Raw genomic sequence first — 26,190 nt, forward strand, 5'->3', positions numbered from 1 at the left:
ATTACTAAAATCTAAGTTACTTTTGTCTTATTTCTTTTTAAAATTGCTTATTGAGGCAATTACTCTATATACTAATGCCAAGTTAAATATTGACCATAAAATTGAAACGATAATATTTTCTCTATTTTATCTCAAATAAAAAGAGAGAAAGCCAGACTTTTTTATGCCTGATTTTCCCTCTATTTTTGAACAACTTTTTTTCTATTTTAACGAGTTTTTTTACATTTGAACGAGTTTATTTTTAGAATACAACAATTCAATTATATTCTATACCTACTATTCAACAGTAACTGCCTTAGCTAAGTTTCTTGGCTTATCTATGTCACAGCCTCTACCTTTAGCTATATAGTATGATAATAATTGAAGTGGTACAACAGCTAATACTGGTGCTAGTATAGGTGTAACTCTTGGTATATATATTACATCATTAACTATCTTTTCGATGTGATCATGACCTTCCATAGCTATTCCTAAAACTTTTGCGCCTCTTGTTGTAACTTCTTTAACATTACTTAAAGTCTTTTCAAATAAATGTTCTTGAGTAGCTAGTGCAATTACTGGTGTTCCTTCTTCGATTAATGCAATAGTACCATGTTTAAGTTCTCCAGCTGCGTATGCTTCTGAATGAATGTATGAAATCTCTTTTGTTTTTAAAGAACCTTCCATAGCTACTAAATAATCAAGACCTCTGCCTAAATAGTACATATCTTCATTATCTTTTATTTCATAAGCTACTTTCTTAATCTTTTCTTCATCATTAAGAATTTCAGCAACTTTTTCTGATAGATTTAATAATTCTGCTTTTATCTTTTCTATTTCATTTCTCTTAACGCTATTTTTAAGCTCAGCAAAATATAATGCTACAATATAAATAGTAATAAGTTGTGTTACATATGCTTTTGTTGATGCAACTGCAATTTCTGGTCCAGCCCAAGTATAAAGTACATCGTCAGCTTCTCTTGCTATAGAGCTTCCTACAACGTTTGTTATTGCAATTACTCTTGCATTATTGCTTTTAGCAAGTCTTAAAGCAGCAAGTGTGTCTGCTGTTTCTCCTGATTGACTTAGCACAATCATAAGAGTTCTTTCATTTAATAATGGCTCTCTATATCTAAATTCTGATGCTACATCTACCTCTACTGGTATTTTTACTAATTTTTCTAAAACAGCTTTTCCTACAACTCCAGCATGATAAGCTGTTCCGCAAGCAACAATATAAACTTTATCTATGTTCTCAATATCCTCTTTAGTTAATTTAATATTATCTAGTTTAACTTTTTCTCCAATCATTATTCTTGAAGTTAATGTATCTTTAATAGCCTTTGGCTGTTCATGAATTTCCTTTAACATAAAGTGGTCATATCCACCTTTTTCAGCCGCATTAGCATCCCATGTTACATGGTAGATATCTCTCTTAACTTCTTCTTTATTAGAATTATATATCTTAGCTCCAGTTTTATCGATTAGTACAAATTCATTATCTTCAAGTAGATATATATCTCTAGTATAGTTTAATATAGCTGGAATATCTGAAGCTATAAAGCTTTCATCTTTGCCTACTCCCACTATTAATGGACTATCTTTTCTTACTGCTACTAATTTATCTGGCTCGTCTTTGCAAATTACTCCTATAGCATAACTTCCTTCTAGCTTCTTAGCAGCTTTCATTACTGCATCTAGTAAGTCTCCATCATAGTAGTAATCTATAAGATGAGGAATAACCTCTGTATCAGTTTCTGATTTGAATTTATATCCCTCTGATAATAACCATTCTTTTAGTACAAGATAGTTTTCTATAATCCCATTGTGAACTACTGCTATAGTTCCATCCTCATTAACATGTGGATGTGAATTAGTGTCAGATGGTTCTCCATGAGTTGCCCATCTAGTATGACCAATTCCTATAGTTCCATTTAATTCATGTTCCTTAAGTTTTTCTTCTAGATTTACTAATCTTCCTTTACGCTTCTGGACAGCAATGCTTCCTTCCTCAATAACTGCAATACCAGCTGAATCATATCCTCTATATTCAAGCTTGCTTAGTCCTTCAATTAATATAGGTGCAACTTTCTTTGGTCCTAAATATCCTACTATTCCACACATAATTATCTTCCTTTCAATACTATTAATACTTACTGTAATTCTATTACATATCTTTAAAAGGAAGCTTGTATTTAAATACCCGACTAGATTTGTGCTGAAAATTGCTTCCCAGTTTTGCTAGCCTTTAACGGTAGTATTTGTACCGTGGGGCACCCGCTGAAATCTTCGATACTCCCCATCCTCGTCAGGTTAAGTGAAAATCTAATTCCTTGATTTAGTTGTCCAAAGTTACTCAACTAATCAGATATTCTTAACCTCTAGCGCTTCATACTAATTAATTACCTTCTTCCCCCCTTCTTTATTATATTAATGTAATGATTACAGTCTTCAAGCTTCCAATCTATTATATTTTATATTATATTTTATGTCAATTTATTTGTGATGCTAATACTACTTATATATTAATCTTTAAAATTTTTTTACATTTTTAATCTAAATTTATCTTTTACAAAAATTGAGGAGAAGTTATTTTAACTACTCCCCAATATAATTTAATTAAAACATATTTTTAATTCTTCATATTTTTTTACAATCATATCAGTTAACTTACTGTCTTCTGATAATCCTGATATTTTAGCAATTGTATTTCTAATTCCATTAGCCTTTATACCATTTTGTATCTCTTGTGCTTTATTATCCTCATCATAATTGAATAGATATCCTGCTGCTATACCAATTGCAATATTTTCGTATCCAAGATTCAACTCATGACAAAGCTTAAGTGGAGTTACCAACCTATCTTTACCAGATAGTTTTCTAATAGGATCACGTCCTACACGATAAACCTCATCCTGTAAATAAGTATTTTCAAATCTTCCTATTATCTTCTTTGCATAAGCTTCTAAAGATCCTAGTTCTATTTTATACTTCTCACTTAAAGCCTTTGATGCTTCAGAGTGAAATCCTAAAGCAACGTGTCTAATAAATTCATCTTTTATAGCTTCATGTATAAATGTATATCCTTTAAGATAGCCTAGATAAGCAGTTGTTGCATGAGCACCATTAAGTAAAAATAACTTTCTTTCAAGATATGGTCCTAAATTGTCAACATATTCTGCACCTTTTATATTATCATTGATTTTTACTTTATGTTTTTCAATATCCCATTCGTAAAAATCTTCAACTGCAACATCTATTGGAAGCTCTTTTTCAATATTTACATTAGGAACTATTCTGTCTACTGCACTATTTGGGAATCCTACTTTCTCGTTTAGATAAGCTTTTAATTTTGGCTATGTTAGACATAAATAATGATATGATATACAAAACTCTCGGATTGTGTTATAATAAGTCTAAAACATACATTTAGAGAGGTGAGTTTATGGCAAGTGTAGTTAATATAAAATCAGATATTAGAAGTCTTTCTGATACTGAATTACAGGAATTATTTAATTTCATAGGTGAAGTAATGACACTTAACTCACTTACTCGTAATTTACCAAAAGATTGTAGGAAAGCAAGATTTTCAAGGGGGGAAGTCTGCCCTCATTGTAACTCTACACACGTTGTTAAAAATGGCAAATTAAATGGAAAGCAGAGATACAAGTGCAAAAGTTGCAATAAAACATTTAATGATTTTACCAAGTCTGCTTTATCAAGTACCAAACTGCCTTTAGAAAAATGGATAGAGTACGCTAAATGTATGGTGCTTGGTTACACGATAAGAAAAAGTGCTGAAATAGTTGAGGTATGTGTAAAAACTTCATTCTATATGAGACATAAGATACTTGACGCAATCCGTATGTTTATGGGTATCGGAGATGTCGATGGCGTAATTGAAATGGATGAAACCTTTGTAGCAGAGAGTTTTAAAGGTAATCATAAGAAAAGCGGATTTATTATGCCAAGACCTTCTCGCAAGAGAGGGAAACAAATCAAGAAGCGTGGTATTAGTAATGAACAAGTGTGTGTAGCCACAGCAATTGATAGAAATGGAAACTTAATAATGGAGATGGTTTGTAAAGGTAGAGTTAGTAATAGCGATTTTAAAAGACTTTATGATGGTCGTATAAATGAGGGTGCTATAATTTGTACAGACAGCCACAAGAGTTACATTCAATTCGCAAAGGACTTTAAATTGGACCATAAACGAATTATGAGATGGCATTACAAGAACGGTATATATCATATTAATCATATAAACAACCTGCATAGTCAGTTTAAAGAATGGATGTTGGACCTATGTCAATATCTTGGACACAAAAAGTTGAACAAATTATGCAGAATTTTTAGCTAAGTCCTCACACTTTTGAGGAGTTATATATCCTATGCTACTATGTATCCTTTTTCTGTTATACCAGGATTCTATATATTCAAAGATTGCTAATCTTGCAGTATCATAATCAAAGTATTTAACTATATGAACTTCCTCTTTTTTCAATGAAGCATGGAAAGATTCAATACAAGCATTATCATACGGGCATCCTTTGGAGCTAAATGAATGTGTAATAATCTTTGTTGCAGCTATGTATTCCTTAAAAGCATTGCTTGTATATTGACACCCTAAATCACTATGGAGGATTAAGGGTTTAGTAGGTTTTTGTAGCTCTATAGCATTTTTAACAGCTCGTAGAGCTAATGAAGTATCGATAGATCTAGACATGGCGTAGCCAATTATTTTCCTACTATATAAGTCCATTACTGAAGCTAAATAGCACCAGCCATCTTTAACAGTATGAATGTAAGTTATGTCAGTTACCCATTTTTCATTGATAGTATTAGCTTGGAAATCTCTTTTTAAAACGTTTTCTTGTTCTTCTATCTTCCTTTTAGATGATGTGGGTCTATATTTTTTTATAGTTATAGATTTTATCCCTAATTTTTTCATTAATCGCTGCGTCCTCTTTAAACTAATATTTATTCCCTCAGCTTTCAAGGATTCGTTTATTTTGGGTGCTCCATATCGATTCTTGCTTGCCTTATGGATATCTATAATCTTGTTACATATGATTTCATTCTCAAGCTCACGCTTGCTTGGTTTCTTATTTAAATATTTATAATAAGAACTACGCGATACTTTCAGAACCTTACACATAAGCTTAATATCATGATACTTCTTGTTGTTAGTAATGAATTCAAATATACTAGTTACTTCCTTGCGAATATGCCCATAGCTTTTTTTAGTATTTCAATTTCCTCTTCAAGTTTTGCATTTTTCTTTAATAAATTTTTATATTCTTCTGCTGTTATAGTTGTATCTTTATCTACTGAAACTGGCTTCTTTTTTGATATCCATCCATTTATTGTTGATTTTGATAGGGCATACTCACGACTCAACTCTGCTAAACTCTTACCAGAGTTGTATAATTCTACTATTGTATTTTTGAATTCTTCTGTATAATGTTTTTGACCTCTTGCCATTATAAACACTTCCTTTTCTTATTAATATTTTAAAGTGTTCGGCTTTCTGTGTCTACAATATTATACTAACACCACTATTTAAATTATTACACTTATTATAATAAATGACTGGGTATACGTTTTCAATTTTAACAAGTTCAAATTAAGGATATGTTTTTTATGACAAATTTGAAATTAACCGTAAACGTACATAAAAAAAGCTTAGAAAGCGTGTAAAAATCTAACTTCCTAAGCTTTTAATCTTCTAAGCTAATTTTGCTTTTTCCTCTATCATCTTAGCAAGAGAATGTGCTATCTTATCAAGCTCCTCTTGATTTTCTCCCTCTAGCATTACTCTTACTAATGGTTCTGTTCCAGAAGGTCTTATTAAAACTCTTCCTTTTCCTTTTAGTTGTTCTTCTATTTTTCTTATTTCATTTGCTATTTCTTCATCTTTTTCATGTATGTCTTTCATATTATTAGGAACCTTTGCATTAACTAAAACTTGTGGAAGTTTTGTTAGCATTGATGCAAGTTCTGATAACTTTTTACCGCTTCTCTTAACTGTTGATGCCACTTGAAGAGCTGTTACAAGGCCATCTCCAGTAGTATTGTGATTTAAAAATATTATATGCCCTGATTGCTCTCCACCTAGAACATATCCTTCCTTAATCATTTCCTCAAGAACATATCTGTCTCCAACCTTAGTTTTTATAGATGACATTCCTTCCTTTTCTAGGGCTATATCAAGGCCTAAATTTGCCATTACTGTTGTTACTATCATATTTCCTTTAAGCTTGCCTTGTTCTTTTAGGTATTTTCCACAAATAGCAAGTATAAAGTCTCCATCTATAAGATTTCCTTTTTCATCTACAGCTAAGCATCTATCCGCATCTCCGTCAAATGCAAGTCCTAAATCACATTGCTTTTTAACAACATAATCCATTAATTCTTCTGGATGAGTTGAACCGCAATTTTTATTTATGTTAATTCCATCAGGGTCATTGTTTATAACCTCAACCTCTGCACCTAATTCTCTAAATGTCTCAACAGCTGCCTCATATGCTGCTCCATTAGCGCAATCTAAAGCTACTTTAAGCCCTTTTAAGTCCACATCTATAGTTGACTTAGCAAAGTGTATGTAATCCTCTAAGGCTGCTTCTTCCGTAACCTTTTTTCCAAGATCAGCTCCAGTTGGACTTGGCACTCCATCAAAGCCGCCCTCGATTATGCTTTGTATCTTATCTTCTAATTCGTCCTTTAACTTATATCCATTACTGTTAAAGAACTTAATTCCATTGTATTCTACAGGATTATGAGAAGCTGAAATTACAACTCCAGCATCTGCATTATATTTTCTTGTAAGATATGCTACAGCAGGTGTTGGTATAATACCTACACAAACCGCCTCTGCACCTACTGAAAGAATACCTGAAACTAAAGCACTCTCAAGCATATCTCCTGAAATTCTTGTATCCATTCCAACTAATATTTTTGGCTTATGAGTTCCTTCTGTTAAAACAAAGGCCCCTGCTCTTCCTAGCTTATAGGCAAGTTCAGCTGTAAGTTCTTTATTGGCAATTCCTCTAACTCCATCTGTTCCAAACAATCTACCCATATTGCTACCTCTCTTCACATGTTTTTTGTATACCATCACTTATTATATTATATTTTTTATTTAACGTCTAATTTAACTTGGTTTATATTCCATCATTATGTGTTCCGCACTTTTCATTCCATCAACTGCAGCCGACACTATACCTCCTGCAAATCCTGCTCCTTCTCCACATGGATACAATCCTTTTAAAGATATGCTTTGGAACTTCTCATTTCTTTCAATCTTTACAGGGGCTGAAGTTCTTGTTTCAACTCCTGTCATAACTGCGTCATCTGAGGCAAAGCCTTTTATCTTCTTATCAAATTCTATTAATCCTTCCTTTAGAGTATCTATAACTCCACTTGGAAGACACCTTCTTAAATCTGCAAATTCATAACCTGGTCTATATGTTGGCTTTATACTTCCAAGTTTAGTTGAAACTCTGTCCTTTAAGAAATCTCCTACAAGCTGAACAGGTGCAATATAATTACCTCCTCCTAGTTTATAGGCAAGGCTTTCATAATGTCTTTGAAATTCCATTCCTTTTAGTGGAGTGTCTCCTATAAAGTCCTTTTCTCCAACAGTTACAACAATGGCTGAATTAGCATTATCCTTATCTCTCTTATAATAACTCATGCCATTTACCACAAGTCTTTCTTCCTCTGAGGCTGCTGCAACCACCTCTCCTCCTGGACACATACAAAAACTATATACTGCTCTATCTGTTATCTTACTTGTATAGGACAATCTATAATCTGCTGCTCTAAGTCTTGGATGAGATGCAAACTTGCCATATTGATTTTCATCTATAAATCTTTGAGAATGCTCTATTCTAACACCAATGGCAAAAGGTTTTGGAGACATAAAAATTCCTCTTTTAAATAACATTTCATAGGTATCTCTAGCACTGTGCCCTAAAGCCAGCACTAATACTTCGCAGGGAACTTCTTCTCCGTTTATTATTACTGCTTCAAGCTTATTATTCTTTATCTTTAAATCTTCTAGCCTGCTGTTAAACCTTACTTCTCCTCCTAAACTTATAATCTTTTCCCTTATATTTTTAACTACTCCTTTTAATATATCAGTTCCGATATGAGGTTTTCCAATATAAGTAATTTCTTCTGGCGCTCCAGCCTTTACAAATTCATCAAGGACAAAATCGCATCTTCTGTCTTTTATTCTAGTTGTAAGTTTTCCATCAGAAAAGGTTCCTGCACCACCTTCTCCAAACTGCACATTAGACTCTAAATTTAACTTTCCATCTTTCCAAAATTTCTCTACAGATTTAGTCCTATCTTCTACCTTTTCTCCTCTTTCAATCACAATAGGTCTATATCCATTTTCAGCTAATAATAGGGCTGCAAACATTCCTGCTGGTCCCATTCCTACAACTACAGGTCTATGATACATTTCTTTATTTCCAAAAATCAATTCTTCTCTATCTGCAGCCTCTTCCATCTTTACATCTTTATTGTTAGCTCTTTGAACAACCTTTTTTTCATTATCACACTTAACTTCAACGCTGTAGGTGAATTTTATGTTATTCTTTTTTCTTGCATCGATTGATTCCTTAAGTATCTTAAAATTTTTTATATATTCTTTATCTATTCTCAGCTTTTTTGCTGCCTTCTTTCTTAATAGCTCAATATCTTCATCTATATCTAATACTAAATTGTTTATTCTAATAGTCATGCGACTTATCCTCCAGTATGTTAATTATTAGCATTTGCAGAATTAGTATTTTCTTCCGATGTTCCTCCAGAATTCTTATCCTTTTCTCCCTCAGTTGTCTTGTTATCATTTTTAACTATGTTTACATTAACAAACTTAGCACTTTGAGATATTACAGTAATGTTTTGAGGAAGTTCTAATTTTATTGGTACTGTATATTCTCCTTCATCTAAATTTTCTAGATTTATATAGCACTTGATACTGTCTTCTTTTAAAGAATCTATATATGTCTTACCTCCAGATATAACCAGTGACAAAGTTTCTTTATCCAATTTAGCCGAAAATCCACTTTGTAAATTCTTAACTTGAATATTGGATGTTACATTTTTTTCACTAACTTTGTCCAAGATGATTTGTGCATCTACAGTAGTGCTTCCATCTGTAATTTTCACATTAGCAGGCACTATGAGTTTAACTGTAATATTGGAAACGTCATTTTTAAATTTACTTAAATCTATAGGTTCTGTCTCTAATTTAGATACAGCATTAATACTTTTAGCATCTCCTACCAGTGTGAAATTTTCTTTAGAAAGCTTTATAGTTTTTAAAATAAATCCCTTTGGCAAATCTCCAGTAGTTTTTATATTTACCCCTACATTTTTTGTTTTTTGAACAGAAATAAATACATCTGAAGCACTAGGACTTAAGGTTACTTCCTTTACTTCCTTTCCAAGCCTATCTACTGCTTTTAGTGGAACAGCAAGGTTAATATTCTTATCTGCCTCATTAAGGTCTAATTCTGCTATAACCCTATGGACAGAATTCACATAGCTCTCAGCTCCACTTACAGTTACAGTTTTTGGTTTTATTACTGGTTTTTCACTATAAAAACCAGTCTTAGAACTTCCTTTTACCTCAGCTTCTACCTCAAAAGTCTTTTCCTTATAATTGTCAACATCAACAAAAATCCACATAGCACCATCATTTACAATATTAATATTTCCACTAGGTCTTCTAACTATGTTTACTGGTACTCTGTTTTCCCCTTTTTTCATAACATAACCGCTCAAATCTGCAACTAACTTAAACTGTTCTGGTTTTATTGCATAAATATCAACTGGCTTTCCAGTCACATTTAGGGATATTGAAAACTTTTGATTTGGTGAAAGTATAAGTCCTGTTTGCTTCAAATAATCCTCATTAACTATCTTCACAGGAATATTTGATATCTTATAAGTTTTAGCTGTATTACCATCGTTAGAAGTATATAGCCATAAAATAAAAGCAGCAATTACGCAGCATATCTTAACAATTAATTGTTCTCTGCTTTTTTGAGCCATGACTTCACCTTCTCCCTATAGGTTATCTTTTTGCTTTTTCTATACTTAATTATCCTTATTAAAATGTCCTTAAGCCTTTCTTTTGTATAATATCTTGTCAAATTTCCATTTACAGCAAGAGATATAACTCCTGTTTCCTCTGATACCACTATTACTAGAGCATCTGAAACTTCAGAAATTCCAATAGCAGCTCTATGCCTTGTTCCAAGCTGTTTATTAATATCATTGTTATTGGTAAGAGGTAGGAAGCATCCAGCTGCTGCTATTCTATCGTTTCTAATAACAGAAGCTCCATCATGAAGAGGTGTATTTACTACAAAAATATTCTCTAATAAGGCAGCTGAAATAACTGAATCTAGTTTTGTTCCTGTATTTATTATATCTCCAAGTCCTGTGGTCTGCTCTATTACAATGAGAGCTCCTGTTCTGCTCTTAGATAAATTTTCCACAGCATTGGCGATTTCCGTTATAATCATATTCATTTTTTCTTCATCTTCTAAAATATGTTTATCATTAAAGGCACTTCTTCCTATGTGCTCAAGAGCCTTTCTTATTTCTGGCTGAAATATAATGACAAAAGAAAGGACCCCTATAGTTATGGTCTTATTAAGAATCCAATTTAATGTAGTTAAATGAAGCAAACTGCTTATGGGAATGAGTAAAATTATAAATAAAATTCCTTTTAAAAGCTGTTCTGCCCTTGTCTCATGCATAAGCATATAAAACTTATAAAAAATATATGATACCACTATAATATCCAGCACAGAATAAATGTTAATACCTTTTATGGTATTAATGACTATATTAGCAATATCCACTTTCTTCACCTCTTACAATTAATGTCTACTATTAATTATACACCATTGTTACTTTATTAATAATAAAAAGCTTATTTATTTAACAAAATATTTAACAGAATAATTTTCAAGAATAAATTATATAATTTTATGATATACTAGAAAAAATATCCTAAATATGTTTTAATATAAAATTAAAATTATCTTGAAGGAGTTGATATTTTGAAAGAATCCAACAAAAAGGAATCTAACAAAACGCTATTTACACTTCTGCCTTTTGTTATTGGAGCCATTCTTATGGGTTCAGCTGTTTTTTTCGGAACATATTACTTTTTTATAGGTAAGTCTCAAGCATCTTATGTATCCAAAATAAAAACAGAGATAAACAATATAAATAAAGTAAATGAATCCTCCTATATTTTTACAAAAGGGCAAACTATTGATATAAACAAAATATCGTCTTCTCTTTCACAATCTATAGCTTCATTGCAAAATTCACACTCAAAAATCAGAAGTTTAATTGTAACAAATAAGTATGCTAAAGATCAGAACAACTTAATTTTAGGTCTTGAAAATAATATACTAATGTATAAACACATACTTTCTATAGTTAGCGACCCTAAAAGCCCTAACCTTACAAAACTTTTAGATGAGCTTGAAAAAAGTAGAGATGATTGCATGAATTATTATGCTTTGGTTTCTATTAAGGGCATAAAAATCACCTTACCTAATGAAAGTTTAGAATTCTTAAACAACACCATAGCTTATACTGAAAAGCAAATTAGACAAAATACTGATGCCCAGATAGTTTTAAGCCAAAATCGAGATTTTCTTCTTACTTTTAATGATATATCAAATCAATTTAGTCAAATAAAGAAGGATTATATGAATACTATTATACATTCTAGAAGTAATGTCACCGGATACGAAAACTTGCTAAGTGAATTAGATAATACGGAAAATGCTATAACCAGAATAAAAATAGACTTATCCAATCTAACTATTCCAAATGATGCTTTATCTGTGTATGAGGCTTTTGTTAAGGTTTTGGATGACTATGATACATATATACAAAGTTTAAAGTATTCTGTAAAAACAGAACAACTCACATCCGTATCTGGGCTTACAAATAACAATAATCTAAATAAGTTATATGACACTCCTGAACAGCAGATGCAGGTTGTAGAAAAGGATTATAGAAACTTTATAAGGATATACAATGAATTCGAGGATAAAATTGTTTAAGATTATTGTTAAATTTAATTATTTTTTGAATTATTTTTTTACTAGCGGGAACAATATCAATAGCCCACTTTAAATTAGCTCCAATAATTTTAAAGGAGAGGATAGTAAAAATGAAAAAAATTCTTGTTAGCATAATAACTTTGATTACTATGTTAACAGCTTCTTTTTATTATGCCAGTGCAAAGGTAATATGCGATTCTGAAGCAAAAACATTATATAAAGAAGAATCTCAAGTTGTAACAGTATTTAATGATAAAGGACAAAATTTCTATATAACTAAAGATGACATACATTTAATGGCTCAAATTGTATATGCAGAAAGCTGTGCTGAACCTTACGAAGGAAAAGTAGCGGTTGCATCAGTTATATTAAACCGTTTAAAAGATTCTAAATTTCCTAATAACATCGAAGGTGTAATAAAACAAAAGGCCGCATTTTCATGCGTGAAAGATGGAAAAATAAATGTAACTCCAGATGATAATTCTTATAGAGCTGTCATGGATGCTCTTAAAGGTAAAGATCCAACTGACAGTGCAGTTTTCTTTTATAATCCGAAAATTGCCACATCCTCTTGGATGAAAAATATAGCTAAGAAAAACTCCAAGAGGATTGGTAATCATGTATTTTTCGTAGCAAAGTAACATATTGCCAATCATTTCAATTAATATAAATATAGTAAACTTAAATGTCAAAAAACACTTAGGCAGTTCACATTGTGTGAACTGCCTCTTCTATATTAATCTAAATATTATCTACCATAACTTTAAATTTCATATAGTATTATTTTAAATTTCATCTACTGCTGTTAGTGCAGCCACTTGACCTTCACCTGCTGCCTTTATATACTGATAAGGCTTTCCTGTGCAGTCTCCTGCGGCATAACATCTTTTAATATTTGTTCTCATATTCTTATCTACTTTTATATGCCCATTTTCCATTTCTAGTCCTGGAACCAACTGGCTTGGAGATATGCTGTCCTTAAGTACAAATATTCCATCCGTTTCAATAGTTTCCTTATTTAAAACAAGCTTTGATACTCTATCCTCTCCAACTATCTCCTTAGGTATATCACTTACAATCTTAATATTGGAGTTTAATTCTAAATTTCCCTTATACATAGGAACATAGTAAACTGTTGAAGCTAATTCGCTTACATAATTAGCCTCATGCTCAGCTTCTTTATTGTAACCTATTATTGTAACTACTTTACCTTTATAAAGAGGGGCATCACAGGTAGCACAATACCCTACACCCTTACCTAAAAATTCTTCTTCACCTTTTATAGGCTTACCATACTCCATACCTGTAGCCAATATTACAGATCTAGCTTCATACATCTTTTGATTTACCATTAGAGCAAAATATTCTCCCATGGCATATACAGAGTCAATTCTCTCCTCTGTTATTTCTATTCCCATATTCTTAATATGGCTTTCAAACTTCTCTTTTAACTCTTTACCAGATATATTATAAAATCCTAAATAATTATTAATTTTAGGTGCCTTTATAAGCTTAGGACTAAAATCCTTATTTCCAAAAATAATTATATTCTTATTTCTTATTTTAGCATTTATAGCTGCTTCTAATCCCGCTGGACCGCTGCCAATAATAGCTATATCATATCTTTCGCTCAAAGCCATTCACCTCCTTTATATAATGAAATCCGACAATACCTTTTTTAGGTTATTGTCGGTTTTGTATTTTATAGGTGTTTAGAAATAGCTGTTTCGAAATCTTGTTTTGGTCTAAATCCAACCATATTTTCAACAACTTCTCCATTTTTAAATATCATAACATTAGGAATGCTTGAAATTCTATATTTTGATGCTATTTCTGGATTTTCATCTACATTCATTTTAAAGAACTTAGCTTTATCTCCCATATCCTCAGATAATTCTTCTATTACAGGTCCTAGCATTCTGCATGGTCCGCACCAAGGAGCCCAGAAGTCTACTATAACTGCTTCTTCGGAATTTATTACTTCTTGAATAAAATTACGGCTATTTATTTCTCTTACCATGTATTATCCCTCCATAAACTCTTCATATACCCCAAGGGGGTAACTTATATTATTATTGTAACTCTCTTTTTTATATTAGTCAATAATTTGTTTATCACTTTCTAAGTCTTTTATTCTCAAGTAAATACTTATAAAAATATTTTCCCCTAAATCATATTTAAAATACGGTACACAAAGTTTCTACTGCCTTTGCATACCGTTTTTATAAAGATTTATTTTAAGTCTATAATCTTTTTCTCTGTATGTGATTTTATAAAGTCATCATCGTCATAGACAAGAAGCTGAAGCTCTAACTTGTCATTAACCTTCTTTACAGAAGTTACCTGCTGATTTAAAGTATTAGCATTATATATTCCCTTAACTTCACAAGTTTTAACATTAAGCTTATATAAATCTCCACCTACAGCTATTGTTCCATAACCATGCCCTATTATTACAGCTACATTTTCGTCATCTAACCATTCCACAAATTTAGGTGAATTTTGTTCTTCATCTTGGACAATATCCAAAGACCATTTTTCTCCAGTTTCTAAGTCTTTCACATATATCTTACCTATTCCTTCTTCTATTGCATCTGGTCCTTTTCCTTCAATGCATACACTCAATTTTTTATTTAAAGAATCCTTCCACTCAGTTGAAAACTTAGGATTAACATCCTTGCCTAGATTGTTCTTTGCAAACTTTATAGTATTCTCCGAAGATGAATCCTTATTTGAATCATCATTATTCTCAACATCTTTATTTTCATCTATATCTACAGACTCATCTTTTTTATCTTTATCCTCTTCTGCTTCTTTAGTATTCTTTTTATCATCAGAATTTGCAGTTACTTTTTTGTTTTCTTCAACTTTCCTATTTGAACATCCTGTAAATCCTATAACTGAGGCAGTCAAAAGCAAGCAAATAATATAGCATATACTATTTTTTAATCTACTTATACTAGGTTTCATAAGTTTTCCCCCTTTAGTTTTTTATACATTTCTTATTAAAAATTTGGAGCATCGTATATTATACTTTCTTCATAGATTTCGTTATGATCATCATATTTATCAATATCAATTTTTATTTTAATATCATCATTTTCTCTTACCACATCTACTATGCCTTTATTATCATTTAAGACCTTGTATATCATGAGAGCTTCTCCTGTTTTTACATTTACCATATATAGCTCTTCTGCGCAATTAACCTCATTTTCTTTCCCTTCAAAGACAATAAATAAGGAGTTTTCACTGTCCCACTTTATATACTTAGGTTTAGCTTTTCTGTAGGCAAAGTTTAGTTCTAAATACCAGTTGCTTTTATTGTATACATCTCTGATATATAACCTCTCTTCAGGATATTCTCCTTCCTTTGGAAGATAAAATCCAAAGCTCTTATCTGGAGATTCATTCCATAAGCCAAGCAACTTGTATTGAAGACTTACATCCACAGGTTTTTTATTAAAGATTATAGGTATTCTTACAGGAACACCAACTCTTCCGAAAAGAAGTTTAATTTTCTTCTGATCCTCTTCAATTTCTTCTACAGCTACTTCATTACCTCCTGGTAATAAGGTATTTATGCCTCCATCTGCACCTTCTGCTTTATCTAAAGCTTCGCCTTCTTTAACTATTCCATTTACAGTACTGTTTGATGAACTATTATGCTCATCATTTATATTTCCGTTTAATTGGGTATTTAAACTACCTTCTGTTTTATCATTTCCTTGTACAGCTTCTTCTTGTTTTGAAGTAGAATTTGACTTAGCAATCTTTTTTGGTAAATCCTTTTTTAATGAATCACCACCCATATTTTCTGTACTTGGTTTTATAGAAAATTTTTCATTCACTTTGTCTGATAAATCCGTATTAATATTCTTTTCATTTTGTTGTGGTTTTATATTCTCCTGAACTTTTGGCTTATTTTCTTGTGTGCCTTTTGAAATTTGATTATTCTCTATTACATGAAACCTGGATATTGGATTTATAAGTAATATAAACGCTATAGCTGCTGCTATAGGTGCTCCTACCTTAATCATATTTCTATAGTATCTATAATCTTTATGTCCATCATCAGCATACTTATTCTTATCAATTCTAGACATAATTTTATCCTTTTGACTTTCAAAAACTATATCATCAAAATTCAGAGCTTCCTCAAAGGACTTTTCTATTAAAAGCTCCTCATCATAAAGCCTTCTACAAAACTCACAGGATAGCATATGAATCTGCATTTCTTTCATCAATTCCTTGGGAATATCCTCTGAAATAAAACTATTCAATTTTTCTCTAAATACCTTACAGTTCATATCCACACCTCTTTTCTTCTACAGCTATTTTCCTCTTGAACTGTTCTTTTATTTTATAATACCTTCTTTTTACAGACGACTCATTTATATCCAGAATTTTGGATATATCACTAAAGGTTGTTTTCTGAGAATATCTAAGTATTATTATTTGCTTGTCTATATCACTTAAAGTATTTATATATTCAGTAATAACTTGTTTAGTTTCCTTAAATTCAACTGCTTCCTCTGGAGTTATTTCTTTAGATTTTAAACCTACAAAATCTTCAATATTTGATTCGCTAACTTTTTTTACTTTTCTTATATAGTCTATGCATCTATTTTTTGCTATTCTTAAAATCCAGTTAGAAAATTTATATCTGCTGTCGAAAGTATTTAATTTATTATATACTGTTATAAATACTTCTTGGGTTATATCTTCTGCTATTTGCTTGTCTCTTATCATAGAATATATAAATTTTAGTATAGTCATTTCGTATTTCTCTACAAGAGATTCAAAGCTTCTAACGTCTCCATTCAATATGTTTTCTATCAGGATTAAATCGTCTTCTTTTTCGAACAAGCGGTCCCACCCCTTCACCTGCTTATTACTATATACGTTTATTATACATTAAAAGTTATAAAAAGGCATATAGTGTTTTTTTAAACACTATATGCCTTTTATTATATCACTAATTATTCATTATGATTTGTTTTGCTTTTAATATTGAAGTAGCGCTCATTGAAAATTCATCTAATCCATATTCAACAAGAATTGGTATCATACTTTCATCACCAGCTGCTTCTCCACACATTCCACACCATTTTCCTTCCTTATGAGCAGCATCTATAGTCATTTTTATCAATCTTAAAACTGCTGGATGATGTGGATTATATAGATATGAAACTTTCTCATTCATTCTGTCCGCAGCAAGAGTATATTGAATTAAGTCATTAGTTCCTATACTAAAGAAGTCAACATGTTTTGCAAGTTCATCTGCATAAATAGCTGCTGATGGTATTTCAACCATCATTCCAACTTCTAAATTTTCATTAAAGTCTTTTCCTTCACTTCTTAACTCATCCATGCATTCTTTAAGCACATCTTTTGCAGCTAGAAATTCTTCTAAAGAAGAAATCATAGGGAACATTATTTTTATGTTACCAAAAGCTGATGCCCTTAGTAATGCTCTTAACTGAATCTTAAATATATCTTTTCTATCTAAGCAAAGTCTTATTGCTCTATATCCTAAGAATGGGTTCATCTCCTCTGGTAAAGGCAAGTATGGAAGCTTTTTATCTCCACCTATATCTAAAGTTCTTATAACTATTGGTCTTCCTTCTCCCTTTTCTGCAACATATTTATAAGCTTCAAATTGTTCCTCTTCAGATGGCATCTCATCTCTATCCATATATAAGAACTCTGTTCTAAATAGTCCTACACCATCTCCGCCATTTTCTAATACTTGATGTATATCTTGAGGCTTACCTATGTTTCCTACAACCTCAACATGTTTTCCAGCCTTAGTTACTGTCTTTACACTTATTAACTTCTTAAGTTCTTCTCTTTCCTTTTCGTAAGCTGCTTTCTTTTCCTTATATTTAGCCATTGTGGCTTCATCTGGATTTATTAAAACTACTCCTTCTTCTCCATCTACAATTAGAGTATCACCATTCTTAACAATTTCAGTTATGTCTTTTAATCCTACAACAGCAGGTATTTCTAAAGTCCTTGCCATTATAGCACTATGTGATGTTCTTCCGCCTATATTTGTTACAAATCCTATAACCTTGTTTCTATCTAATTGAGCAGTATCAGATGGTGTTAAGTCATGAGCTACAATTATTGTGTTTTCCTTTAGATTTTCTAAATCATCTGCTCCATTTCCTGATAAATTAGCTAGTATTCTATTTCCAACATCCTTTACATCTGCTGCTCTCTCTCTCATGTATTCATCTTCCATAGATGCAAATATACCCATATACATTTCTATAACGTCGCTTAAAGCCTTTTCTGCATTTACTTTATTAGACTCTATGTTCATAGCTACAGCTCCAGTAAACTCTGGATCATCTAAAAGCATAATATGGCTCTCAAATACTGCCGCCTTATCACTTCCAAGCTCTTTTTCAGCCTTTTCCTTTATTTTTACTAGTTGATTTCTTGAGTTGTTTATAGCCTTGTCAAGTCTTTCCTTCTCTGCCTGTACGTTTTCTATTCTTCTTTCTACTATTGATACTTCTCTATTCTCCTTTATAATTGCCTGCCCTATAGCATATCCTTTTGATGCGGCTATACCTTTTTTCATTACCTTACCTCCTATAATTTTTGAAAACTTAATCTTTAATTACTAAAGCAAGATTCATGCCAGATTTTATATGTATGTCAAAACCTATTGATATAACAGGATTAGCTAAGTAAATACATCTCTATAATATATACGATTACATACTTAAACTTGATACTTTTTATCAACAATTCTCAATTATTATGTCTAGTATTTGTATGTCGTATATATAAAATACCTGTAGACTTATGGATTTTTATGCGATAATATATATTTGATAAAATTTATCAATATTATTTTATATATGATATTTTTTATCAAATATATACATAATCTACGAAAAGAGGGTTATTTGTTATGTTTAAAAATAAAATAACTATAAATATAGAAGATGGCGTTCATACTAGAATAGCTGCTATGATTGTTCAAAAAGCTTCTCAAATAAGACATAAATATAACTTAGAGTTATGCATAAAGAAATATGAAAACTCTGAACCTCTAGCTATAAGTATGCTTGCCTTACTTTCCCTTAAGATAGTAAAGGGAGAAACTGTAGAAATTCTCTGCAGTGATGATAGCTTAAATGGTGAAAAGGCAGTTCTTGAACTATGTGACTTCATAACAGAACACCTTGATACAAAACACTCTACTATGACTAACCTTGACGCCATACTAGAAGAAAATACTATAGCTACAGAACAAATATTACAAAGCCTTCCTGTTGGAGTTATAGTTATAGATGCTAATTCCAATATAACTACTATAAACAGTTACGGTCTTAAGCTTATTGATAAAGACTCTAAAGATGTTATCGGTAAAAATATTACAAATATAATACCTAATTCTGATTTACCCTCTATTTTAAAAAATAGTACAACTAGATATGGAGATATTAAATACGTTAATAATCACATGGTCATTGTAAATGCCTCTCCTATAATATCAAATGGTAAAATAATAGGCGCCGTAAAAATATTTCAAGATATATCCGAACTAGTAGGAATAAAAGAATTAAATGAAAAACTTAGAAGCATACTAGAAACTTCTCATGAATTAATTTGCTTTGTTGATGAAAATAGAAAAGTAAGCTACATAAACCCAGCTTATGAGAAGTATTTTAATATTGATAATGAAGATATTGTTGGAAAAGATTTAATGGAAATATCTCCAAAAGGTTTTAGAATGAAATCTTTTAATTCTAAACATAAGATTGAAAATATAGTTCATCAAAAGGGAGATATAAGTCTAATCTCCACCATACAGCCTATTTTTATAGAGGATTCTTTTAAAGGGGTTATATCTATATCTAAACCTGCTGAGGAGATAAAGGATTTGGTTAAAAAGCTTGATGATTTTCAGGAAGAGCTTAACTATTATAAGCAGGAATTGCAGAGACATAATAAGCTTAACAATTCTTTTAAAAGCATAATTGGAAGCAGCGGCACCTTAAAAGAATGTCTCATTATAGCAGATAAAGCCTCAAAATCCTCTTCTACTGTTCTTATAAGAGGAGAGAGCGGAACTGGCAAAGAGTTAATAGCAAATGCTATTCATAACAGCAGCGATAGAAAAAATAAGCCTTTTATAAGAGTAAACTGTGCTGCAATACCAGAAAATCTTCTAGAAAGCGAGCTTTTTGGGTATGAAAAAGGAGCTTTCACTGGAGCTACAAAGAGTAAGCCAGGAAAGTTTTCTCTTGCCCATGAAGGAAGTATATTTTTAGATGAAATTGGAGATTTATCCCCTGCTATGCAGGTTAAACTCCTTAGAGTCATTCAAGAAAAAGAATTTGAAAGCATAGGTGGATTAAAAACTCAAAAAGTAGATGTAAGGATTATTGCAGCTACTAATAAGAATTTAGAAGAAATGATGAAAAACGGAGAATTTAGGGAAGACTTGTATTATAGATTGAATGTCATAAGTATACACCTTCCTCCTCTTCGACAAAGAAAAGAAGATATCAATTTACTTTTAGAACATTTTATAGAGAAAATAAGCAATAAATTAAATAAAAAAGTATCTGGTATATCTCCAGATGTGATGCCTTATCTTCAGAATTATGATTGGCCCGGTAATATTCGTGAGCTTGAGAACGTGGTAGAGCGTGCTATTAATATGTGCGATGGTGATTTTATAACTCTTAAGGACTTACCTTTTTATATTAACTCTCCTACTAAGGAAAATAGCCCATTAGTAAATATAAGTGAAGGAGAGCTAAAAACTATGGAAGAGTACGAAAAAGAAATTATATCTCTTGCCATGAAGAAGTATAAAAGCTTTAATAAAGCTGGAAAGGCTTTAGGGCTGACTCATAGAACAGTTTCATTAAAATGTAAAAAATACGGAATAGATTTTTAACTACATTGTTTTAATGTTATTAAATTTTTGAAGAATATTTCCATAATTAATAAATATTCTTCTCTTTTTTTATATTTTTTCCGATTTTTTAACATATGTTCTTTATTTTTTTCTAATCTTAATATAAACTTAACATTGGTATGCTACAATTTTAACCGTATTCATATACTATAAAATTTGATAGGAGATTGATGTGTAGTATGGACTATATAATGATTTTTAAGTTATTGGGCGGTCTTGGACTGTTTGTCTATGGTATGCAGCTCATGGGAGATGGTCTTCAAAAAGCTGCTGGTAATAAGCTCAAGAAAATAGTTGAAGCTTTGACTAGAAATAGAATCCTAGCTGTACTTGTTGGTGCTGGAGTAACAGCCATCCTCCAAAGCAGTAGTGCTACCACAGTAATGGTTGTAGGATTTGTTAATGCAGGTCTTATGAACCTATTTCAAGCTGCCGGAGTAATAATGGGTGCTAATATAGGAACGACTATAACAGCACAGCTGATTGCTTTTAAGTTGTCCGATGTAGCTCCTCTTATACTTGGTATAGGAGCTGTTATAGTTCTGTTTTCAAAGAAGAAAAGAACAAAGGACTTAGGAGATATAGTTTTAGGTTTTGGTATCTTATTTGTAGGCATGTCTATGATGGAAAATGCTATGAAACCTTTAGGAGAACTCGATGCTTTTAGAAACCTTATACTTACTATAGGTCAGCATCCCCTACTTGGAGTACTTGTTGGTCTTGCAATGACTGCTACAGTGCAAAGCAGTAGTGCAACCATAGGTATACTTATGGCACTTGCATCTAACAATTCAATTAGCCTTAATGCAGCTCTTCCAATACTTTTTGGAGATAATATCGGTACATGTGTAACTGCTCTTCTTGCAAGTATTGGAACAAACAAAAATGCAAGGCGTGCAGCACTTATTCATCTTACATTTAACTGTGTAGGTACATTACTATTTATGTCTGCATTTAGCTTAGTAATGAAGTTTATTCCTATGCTTGGTGGAGATATACAAAGGCAAATTGCTAATGCGCATACAATATTTAACATAACTAATGTTATTGTTCAAATACCTTTTATACCTTTGCTAGTTAAGTTTGTTAACAAACTAGTTCCTGGTGAAGATATTGATTCAAGTGGATTAAAACTAGAATATCTAGACGCAAGATTATTAGAAACCCCTTCAATTGCTTGTGGTCAGGTAGTTAAGGAAATTACAAGATTGGCTAAAACTTCCCATAAGAATTTAGATAATGCTATGTCTGCATTTTTAAATTATGATGAAAAACTGATAGATTCCGTATTTGAGCAGGAAAAGTTGGTCAACTTCCTTCAAAGAGAAATAACAGACTACATGGTTTCTCTATCTAATACAAGTTTATCTGAACAGCAGTCACAACTTATAACATCATTATTCCACGTAGTTAGTGACTTTGAAAGAATAGGAGATCATGCTACAAACCTTGCTGAGCTTGCGCAATATAAACTAGAAAATAACTTAATTCTTTCAGACAATGCTGTTAGTGGTTTAAAAAACTTATATTCATTATCTAATGAAGCTGTTGAACTTGCAATATTAAGTTTATCAAATTTAGATTTCGAAGCAGCTAATAAGGTACTTGAAACAGAAGAAAAAATAGACCAATTGGAAGAACAATTAAGAAGAGAACATATCAGTTGGCTTAGTAGTAGAACTTGTACTCCTGCAGCTGGGTCAATCTTTGTTGATTTACTATCTAATTTAGAAAGAGTTGGAGACCATTCAGACAACATAGCTCATATGGTTCTTGATCTTGATATAAAGTAAAAAATAGGGCAGTAAACTTGAAGTTTACTGCTCTATTTTTATCTAGCCTTTTTTCCATAGAAGCTTTCTACATATTCTCTATATTTTCCTACGATATATTGTATTACTTCATCTTGAGCGTGAGTTTTTTCTTTAATGCACTTTTCAGCAGTATTTTTGCATAGATAACATTTACGAGGGACATAGCCTAACTCAACTCTACTGATTTTTCGAGCCTTCATGTCATATACGTCTATATCCACACATTTTCCTAAAATGTGTTTATCTTCTATTTCCACAGTTGTTTTCTTTATCTCTAGTGCATCTTTATTAATTATTAAGGTTAAAGTAGGCCCCTCTTCCGTAATCCTTAGTAATTTTAAATGGATATACGGACTAAAAATATCCGATATTATATCATCCATACTCTCTATTATACTATTTGTAATGTCATTGCTCCTATTTTCTCCTGGATAGTTAACTCTTATTACAACTAAAGGCATATTGAATTTCTTTATTAATTTATATTGAAATTCTATTCTCCTATGTCTATCTAGTTCTATACCTATACACTTATATTCCATAACTTCTTAGAGAATTAGTAAAGCCAATATCTCTTACTTTCCTCCTTATTTTGAAGATAATTTATCCCTTAATATAACTTTACAGCAAATTACATATATTATCAACAAGTAACTAGCTTATATAATTAAAAAAATAAAGCTCTTTTTCTTGCTTATAAAATATATGCTATCATTATAAATATATGATACAATAGTAAACGTAAACACAACAAAAATTTTGAGGTGATAATATATGATAAGACACGGATATCCTTTCTTTTACAAAAGATATGCTCTTGATCTTTCCACTAACCTGCTTCATGATTTAAAAAATGAAAAACCTGAGTGCAAAATAGATGATATTGATGAAGAGAATATAGAAATGTATAGCTCTTTAAATGAAGGATCTTTGATGACAGATCAGCCATGCCATAAAAAATGTCCTTTTTGTATGGGAAAATAATTTTAAAATTTGCCGACATATTTCCAAGGAAATATGTCGGTTTTTGCTTATTGTTCTATCCTTAATTCTCTTTCCTCCTTTATAGAGAAAAACTCTTCAATAGATCTTGCTAATGATTTTGCAATTTGTTCTTGATAAGATTCCTTCTTTAACTTTTGTTCCTCATCAGGATTTGATAAAAACCCACATTCTACTAATACTGATGGTATATCATCATGACATCTTAATATTTTATATGCTCCCTTAGCACACTTTTCTCTTCTTTTGTTATTGTTGTCTATATCCTTTGCAAGGTTTTGCTGTATTATATGAGCAAACTGTCCACTCTCTCCTTCTTTAGAATACCATACTTGTGCTCCGTAATATTGACTTTGCTCAAACATATTTAAATGTATGCTTATAAAAGCATCACACTTACTATCACTTTTGATTTTACATCTATTATTTAAATCTTCATTTTTCTTATCTCTTATTCTACCTGAATCAGAGTAAAGACCATTATCTTCCTCTCTAGTCAATACTGCATTAAAGCCTCTTTCTTCTAAAGCCTTTTTTAATTTTAATGATATCTTCAAGTTAATATCTTTTTCCACTGTTCCATTTTTAGAAACTGCTCCTCCGTCTATTCCTCCATGACCTGGATCTATTAATATAGTCTTTTTACCGCTTATGGTCTTAGTCCTTTTATTATATACTTCTGAAGACATGTATTTTAAATTGATAAATAATAATCCTAAGGTTATACATGTTAATACGCACCAAATATATTTTCTCTTTCTTATCTTTATCAAAACAATCCCTCCTAACTACACTATAATTATATTTTGTCCTATATTAACATGTTTTACTTTGAATAATTATATAAAAGATGGAGAATATATCCTTAGCTATATTTTCTATAATTTTTTAATATATTTCTAATTTTTAAATATAACAAAAAAACAAGAGGTACATAAGCCTCTCTTGTTCTGATATAACTGTCCAGTTACACATACGAATTATACTCCATTCCAAGGGATTACAACTGCGTCCGGATTTCATATTTTTATCTTTATTTTTACAAACAAAAAAACCGCCAAATGTATATAAACCAATGCCGGTTGTACGCTTGCTATAAGCAAACTTTGTAATTGTGAAGAAACTCGAGTTAGTAGACAATGAACAATTTATTATGTAATAAATACACTATATAGTCCTAAAAAGTATACATTAATATAATGATTATGATTTATTCATAATGTGCTTAAATATTATTTCTGCGGCTTCTTTGGCAGAAATATTGCTTACATCAATTTTATATGTATCCATTTGAAAGTAATTTTTTAATCTTGATACACTTCTATTAATAACATCTTCAGTCCTTATTCCAATTTTTATATCCTTTGTAATTCGTGAAATTAATGCTTGTTCTGTACATACTAGAGAAAACTTATATAATTTATAATCATGTTTTTCTAGCCTAGACAGCACATCATCAATAATACTTTGCTCATGCATTACCCAACAAAAAATAATATTTTCATACACTGAGCATGAAATAAAATTATTTATGAGATAACTAACATTATCAATTACCATATTTTTGGTTTCATCATTCACAATAAAAGGAGACATGTCCCAACACCAATCACCATCCAGAAAAACACAATTTGGTAAAAGTTTTTGCAATTCTCTGCTTGTTGCTGTTTTTCCTACGCCCATAGTTCCATTTATAAAAATTAGATTTTTCATTTTCTACTCTCCAATCTCTAAAACTTAAATATTCCCTAATTCATAAAATTCTACAACTGGACATGTATAATATATTATATAACTATTATTAATAATTCACCAAAAATAAGAAACCGTCAAAGGTATTTGAACCAATGACGGTTTTGTAAACTCGCAAACAAACTTTGTAAGTTTGAACCGACTCTTTTGTAAGTCGACAACAATAACTATCTCTTTGAGAATTGTGGTGCTCTTCTTGCTTTTTTAAGACCGTATTTCTTTCTTTCCTTCATTCTTGGGTCTCTTGTTAAGAATCCAGCTTTTTTAATTTCTGGCTTTAATGTTTCATCAGATTTTACAAGAGCTCTAGCTATACCATGTCTTATAGCTCCTGCTTGACCTGTGAATCCACCACCATGAACATTAACAATTACATCAAACTTATCTTTAGTTCCTGTTAATACTAGTGGTTGATTTACTATATATCTTAAAGTTTCTAATCCAAAATATTTTTCAATGTCTCTCTTATTAATAGTAACTTTTCCGTCTCCTGGTACAAGTATTACTCTAGCTACTGATTTTTTTCTTCTTCCTGTTCCAAAATATTGAACTTTAGCCATCTGTATGTATCCTCCCT

At 31.1% G+C, this 26,190-nt stretch carries 22 protein-coding genes and 1 pseudogene; 6 read left to right on the forward strand and 17 right to left on the reverse strand.

All coding sequences use genetic code 11. The annotated features are described in order from the left end of the window. Positions 1–276: 276 nt before the first annotated feature. Both glmS and ACFWTK_RS04150 read right to left on the reverse strand, forming a co-directional pair. Complete coding sequence (glmS, locus tag ACFWTK_RS04145; RefSeq protein WP_415874860.1) at positions 277–2,103, reverse strand: glutamine--fructose-6-phosphate transaminase (isomerizing); 1,827 nt, start codon at positions 2,101–2,103, stop codon at positions 277–279. Positions 2,104–2,594: 491 nt separating this feature from the next. Then, positions 2,595–3,332: pseudogene (locus ACFWTK_RS04150) on the reverse strand (mannitol-1-phosphate 5-dehydrogenase); the annotation flags it as partial. Positions 3,333–3,511: 179 nt separating this feature from the next. On the opposite strand from ACFWTK_RS04150, the gene ACFWTK_RS04155 reads away from it, so the two are divergent. Further along, complete coding sequence (locus ACFWTK_RS04155; RefSeq protein ID WP_415875156.1) at positions 3,512–4,339, forward strand: IS1595 family transposase; 828 nt, start codon at positions 3,512–3,514, stop codon at positions 4,337–4,339. Here the strand turns inward: ACFWTK_RS04155 and ACFWTK_RS04160 are convergent. The 5 genes from ACFWTK_RS04160 to cdaA all read right to left on the reverse strand — a co-directional run bounded on the left by ACFWTK_RS04160 (position 4,319) and on the right by cdaA (position 10,868). Then, positions 4,319–5,463 (reverse strand): IS3 family transposase gene (locus ACFWTK_RS04160; RefSeq protein WP_374045498.1). Its coding sequence is split into 2 segments (ribosomal slippage): positions 4,319–5,226 and positions 5,226–5,463, totalling 1,146 coding nucleotides; the frame shifts between segments, so codons are not numbered across the junction. The two genes, ACFWTK_RS04155 and ACFWTK_RS04160, sit on opposite strands and share 21 nt — an antisense overlap. Before the next feature lie 244 nt (positions 5,464–5,707). After that, positions 5,708–7,060 carry a phosphoglucosamine mutase gene (gene glmM / locus ACFWTK_RS04165; RefSeq protein ID WP_415874861.1) on the reverse strand — a complete coding sequence of 451 codons (1,353 nt, stop codon included), beginning with the start codon at positions 7,058–7,060 and terminating at the stop codon, positions 5,708–5,710. Positions 7,061–7,132: 72 nt separating this feature from the next. Beyond that, on the reverse strand, positions 7,133–8,731 hold the full coding sequence (locus ACFWTK_RS04170) for an NAD(P)/FAD-dependent oxidoreductase (RefSeq protein WP_415874862.1): 1,599 nt from the start codon (positions 8,729–8,731) through the stop codon (positions 7,133–7,135). A gap of 20 nt (positions 8,732–8,751) precedes the next feature. Beyond that, positions 8,752–10,050: a CdaR family protein gene (locus tag ACFWTK_RS04175; RefSeq protein ID WP_415874863.1), complete on the reverse strand. Its 1,299-nt coding sequence runs from the start codon at positions 10,048–10,050 to the stop codon at positions 8,752–8,754. Further along, positions 10,023–10,868 carry a diadenylate cyclase CdaA gene (cdaA, locus tag ACFWTK_RS04180; RefSeq protein WP_415874864.1) on the reverse strand — a complete coding sequence of 282 codons (846 nt, stop codon included), beginning with the start codon at positions 10,866–10,868 and terminating at the stop codon, positions 10,023–10,025. The genes ACFWTK_RS04175 and cdaA overlap by 28 nt, the downstream gene beginning before the upstream one ends. Before the next feature lie 201 nt (positions 10,869–11,069). On the opposite strand from cdaA, the gene ACFWTK_RS04185 reads away from it, so the two are divergent. Both ACFWTK_RS04185 and ACFWTK_RS04190 read left to right on the forward strand, forming a co-directional pair. Continuing rightward, positions 11,070–12,092, forward strand: coding sequence for a hypothetical protein (locus ACFWTK_RS04185; protein WP_415874865.1), 1,023 nt, complete (start codon positions 11,070–11,072; stop codon positions 12,090–12,092). A gap of 110 nt (positions 12,093–12,202) precedes the next feature. After that, complete coding sequence (locus tag ACFWTK_RS04190; protein WP_415874866.1) at positions 12,203–12,733, forward strand: cell wall hydrolase; 531 nt, start codon at positions 12,203–12,205, stop codon at positions 12,731–12,733. Positions 12,734–12,877: 144 nt separating this feature from the next. Here ACFWTK_RS04190 and ACFWTK_RS04195 read toward each other — a convergent pair whose 3' ends face one another. The 6 genes from ACFWTK_RS04195 to ptsP form a co-directional block, all read right to left on the reverse strand. Continuing rightward, positions 12,878–13,726: an NAD(P)/FAD-dependent oxidoreductase gene (locus tag ACFWTK_RS04195; protein ID WP_415874867.1), complete on the reverse strand. Its 849-nt coding sequence runs from the start codon at positions 13,724–13,726 to the stop codon at positions 12,878–12,880. A 68-nt stretch (positions 13,727–13,794) separates the two neighbouring features. Further along, positions 13,795–14,112: a thioredoxin gene (trxA, locus tag ACFWTK_RS04200; RefSeq protein ID WP_415874868.1), complete on the reverse strand. Its 318-nt coding sequence runs from the start codon at positions 14,110–14,112 to the stop codon at positions 13,795–13,797. Between the two features lie 212 nt (positions 14,113–14,324). Next, positions 14,325–15,062, reverse strand: a complete 738-nt coding sequence (locus tag ACFWTK_RS04205; RefSeq protein WP_415874869.1) for a DUF4652 domain-containing protein — start codon at positions 15,060–15,062, stop codon at positions 14,325–14,327. Between the two features lie 35 nt (positions 15,063–15,097). After that, positions 15,098–16,402, reverse strand: coding sequence for a DUF4652 domain-containing protein (locus tag ACFWTK_RS04210; RefSeq protein ID WP_415874870.1), 1,305 nt, complete (start codon positions 16,400–16,402; stop codon positions 15,098–15,100). Further along, positions 16,392–16,961 carry an RNA polymerase sigma factor gene (locus ACFWTK_RS04215; protein WP_415874871.1) on the reverse strand — a complete coding sequence of 190 codons (570 nt, stop codon included), beginning with the start codon at positions 16,959–16,961 and terminating at the stop codon, positions 16,392–16,394. The genes ACFWTK_RS04210 and ACFWTK_RS04215 overlap by 11 nt, the downstream gene beginning before the upstream one ends. 109 nt (positions 16,962–17,070) lie before the next feature. Next, a complete protein-coding gene (gene ptsP / locus ACFWTK_RS04220; protein WP_415874872.1) occupies positions 17,071–18,687 on the reverse strand; it encodes a phosphoenolpyruvate--protein phosphotransferase in 1,617 nt (538 codons plus the stop codon). Between the two features lie 336 nt (positions 18,688–19,023). On the opposite strand from ptsP, the gene ACFWTK_RS04225 reads away from it, so the two are divergent. Both ACFWTK_RS04225 and ACFWTK_RS04230 read left to right on the forward strand, forming a co-directional pair. After that, the gene (locus ACFWTK_RS04225) at positions 19,024–21,024 is read left to right on the forward strand and encodes a sigma 54-interacting transcriptional regulator (protein WP_415874873.1); all 2,001 of its coding nucleotides are present in this window, start codon (positions 19,024–19,026) and stop codon (positions 21,022–21,024) included. 200 nt (positions 21,025–21,224) lie between these two features. Further along, positions 21,225–22,838, forward strand: coding sequence for a Na/Pi cotransporter family protein (locus ACFWTK_RS04230; protein ID WP_415874874.1), 1,614 nt, complete (start codon positions 21,225–21,227; stop codon positions 22,836–22,838). A 38-nt stretch (positions 22,839–22,876) separates the two neighbouring features. On the opposite strand, the gene citX is transcribed toward ACFWTK_RS04230, so the two are convergent. Beyond that, positions 22,877–23,401 carry a citrate lyase holo-[acyl-carrier protein] synthase gene (gene citX / locus ACFWTK_RS04235; protein ID WP_415874876.1) on the reverse strand — a complete coding sequence of 175 codons (525 nt, stop codon included), beginning with the start codon at positions 23,399–23,401 and terminating at the stop codon, positions 22,877–22,879. Positions 23,402–23,633: 232 nt separating this feature from the next. Here citX and ACFWTK_RS04240 point away from each other — a divergent pair, with 232 nt between their 5' ends. Further along, entirely contained in the window at positions 23,634–23,843 is a 210-nt protein-coding gene (locus ACFWTK_RS04240; RefSeq protein WP_415874877.1) for a hypothetical protein, read from the forward strand. Between the two features lie 47 nt (positions 23,844–23,890). On the opposite strand, the gene cwlD is transcribed toward ACFWTK_RS04240, so the two are convergent. The 3 genes from cwlD to rpsI form a co-directional block, all read right to left on the reverse strand. Beyond that, positions 23,891–24,631 (reverse strand): N-acetylmuramoyl-L-alanine amidase CwlD, encoded by a 741-nt coding sequence (gene cwlD / locus ACFWTK_RS04245; RefSeq protein WP_415875157.1) that lies wholly within the window; start codon positions 24,629–24,631, stop codon positions 23,891–23,893. 433 nt (positions 24,632–25,064) lie between these two features. After that, positions 25,065–25,574, reverse strand: coding sequence for an AAA family ATPase (locus ACFWTK_RS04250; RefSeq protein ID WP_415874878.1), 510 nt, complete (start codon positions 25,572–25,574; stop codon positions 25,065–25,067). Positions 25,575–25,780: 206 nt separating this feature from the next. Next, positions 25,781–26,173 carry a 30S ribosomal protein S9 gene (rpsI, locus tag ACFWTK_RS04255; RefSeq protein ID WP_415874879.1) on the reverse strand — a complete coding sequence of 131 codons (393 nt, stop codon included), beginning with the start codon at positions 26,171–26,173 and terminating at the stop codon, positions 25,781–25,783. Positions 26,174–26,190 lie beyond the last annotated feature (17 nt).

Origin of the sequence: Clostridium sp. (assembly GCF_047777555.1) — a bacterium.
In the GTDB taxonomy this organism is placed as follows: Bacteria; Bacillota; Clostridia; order Clostridiales; family Clostridiaceae; genus Clostridium_H.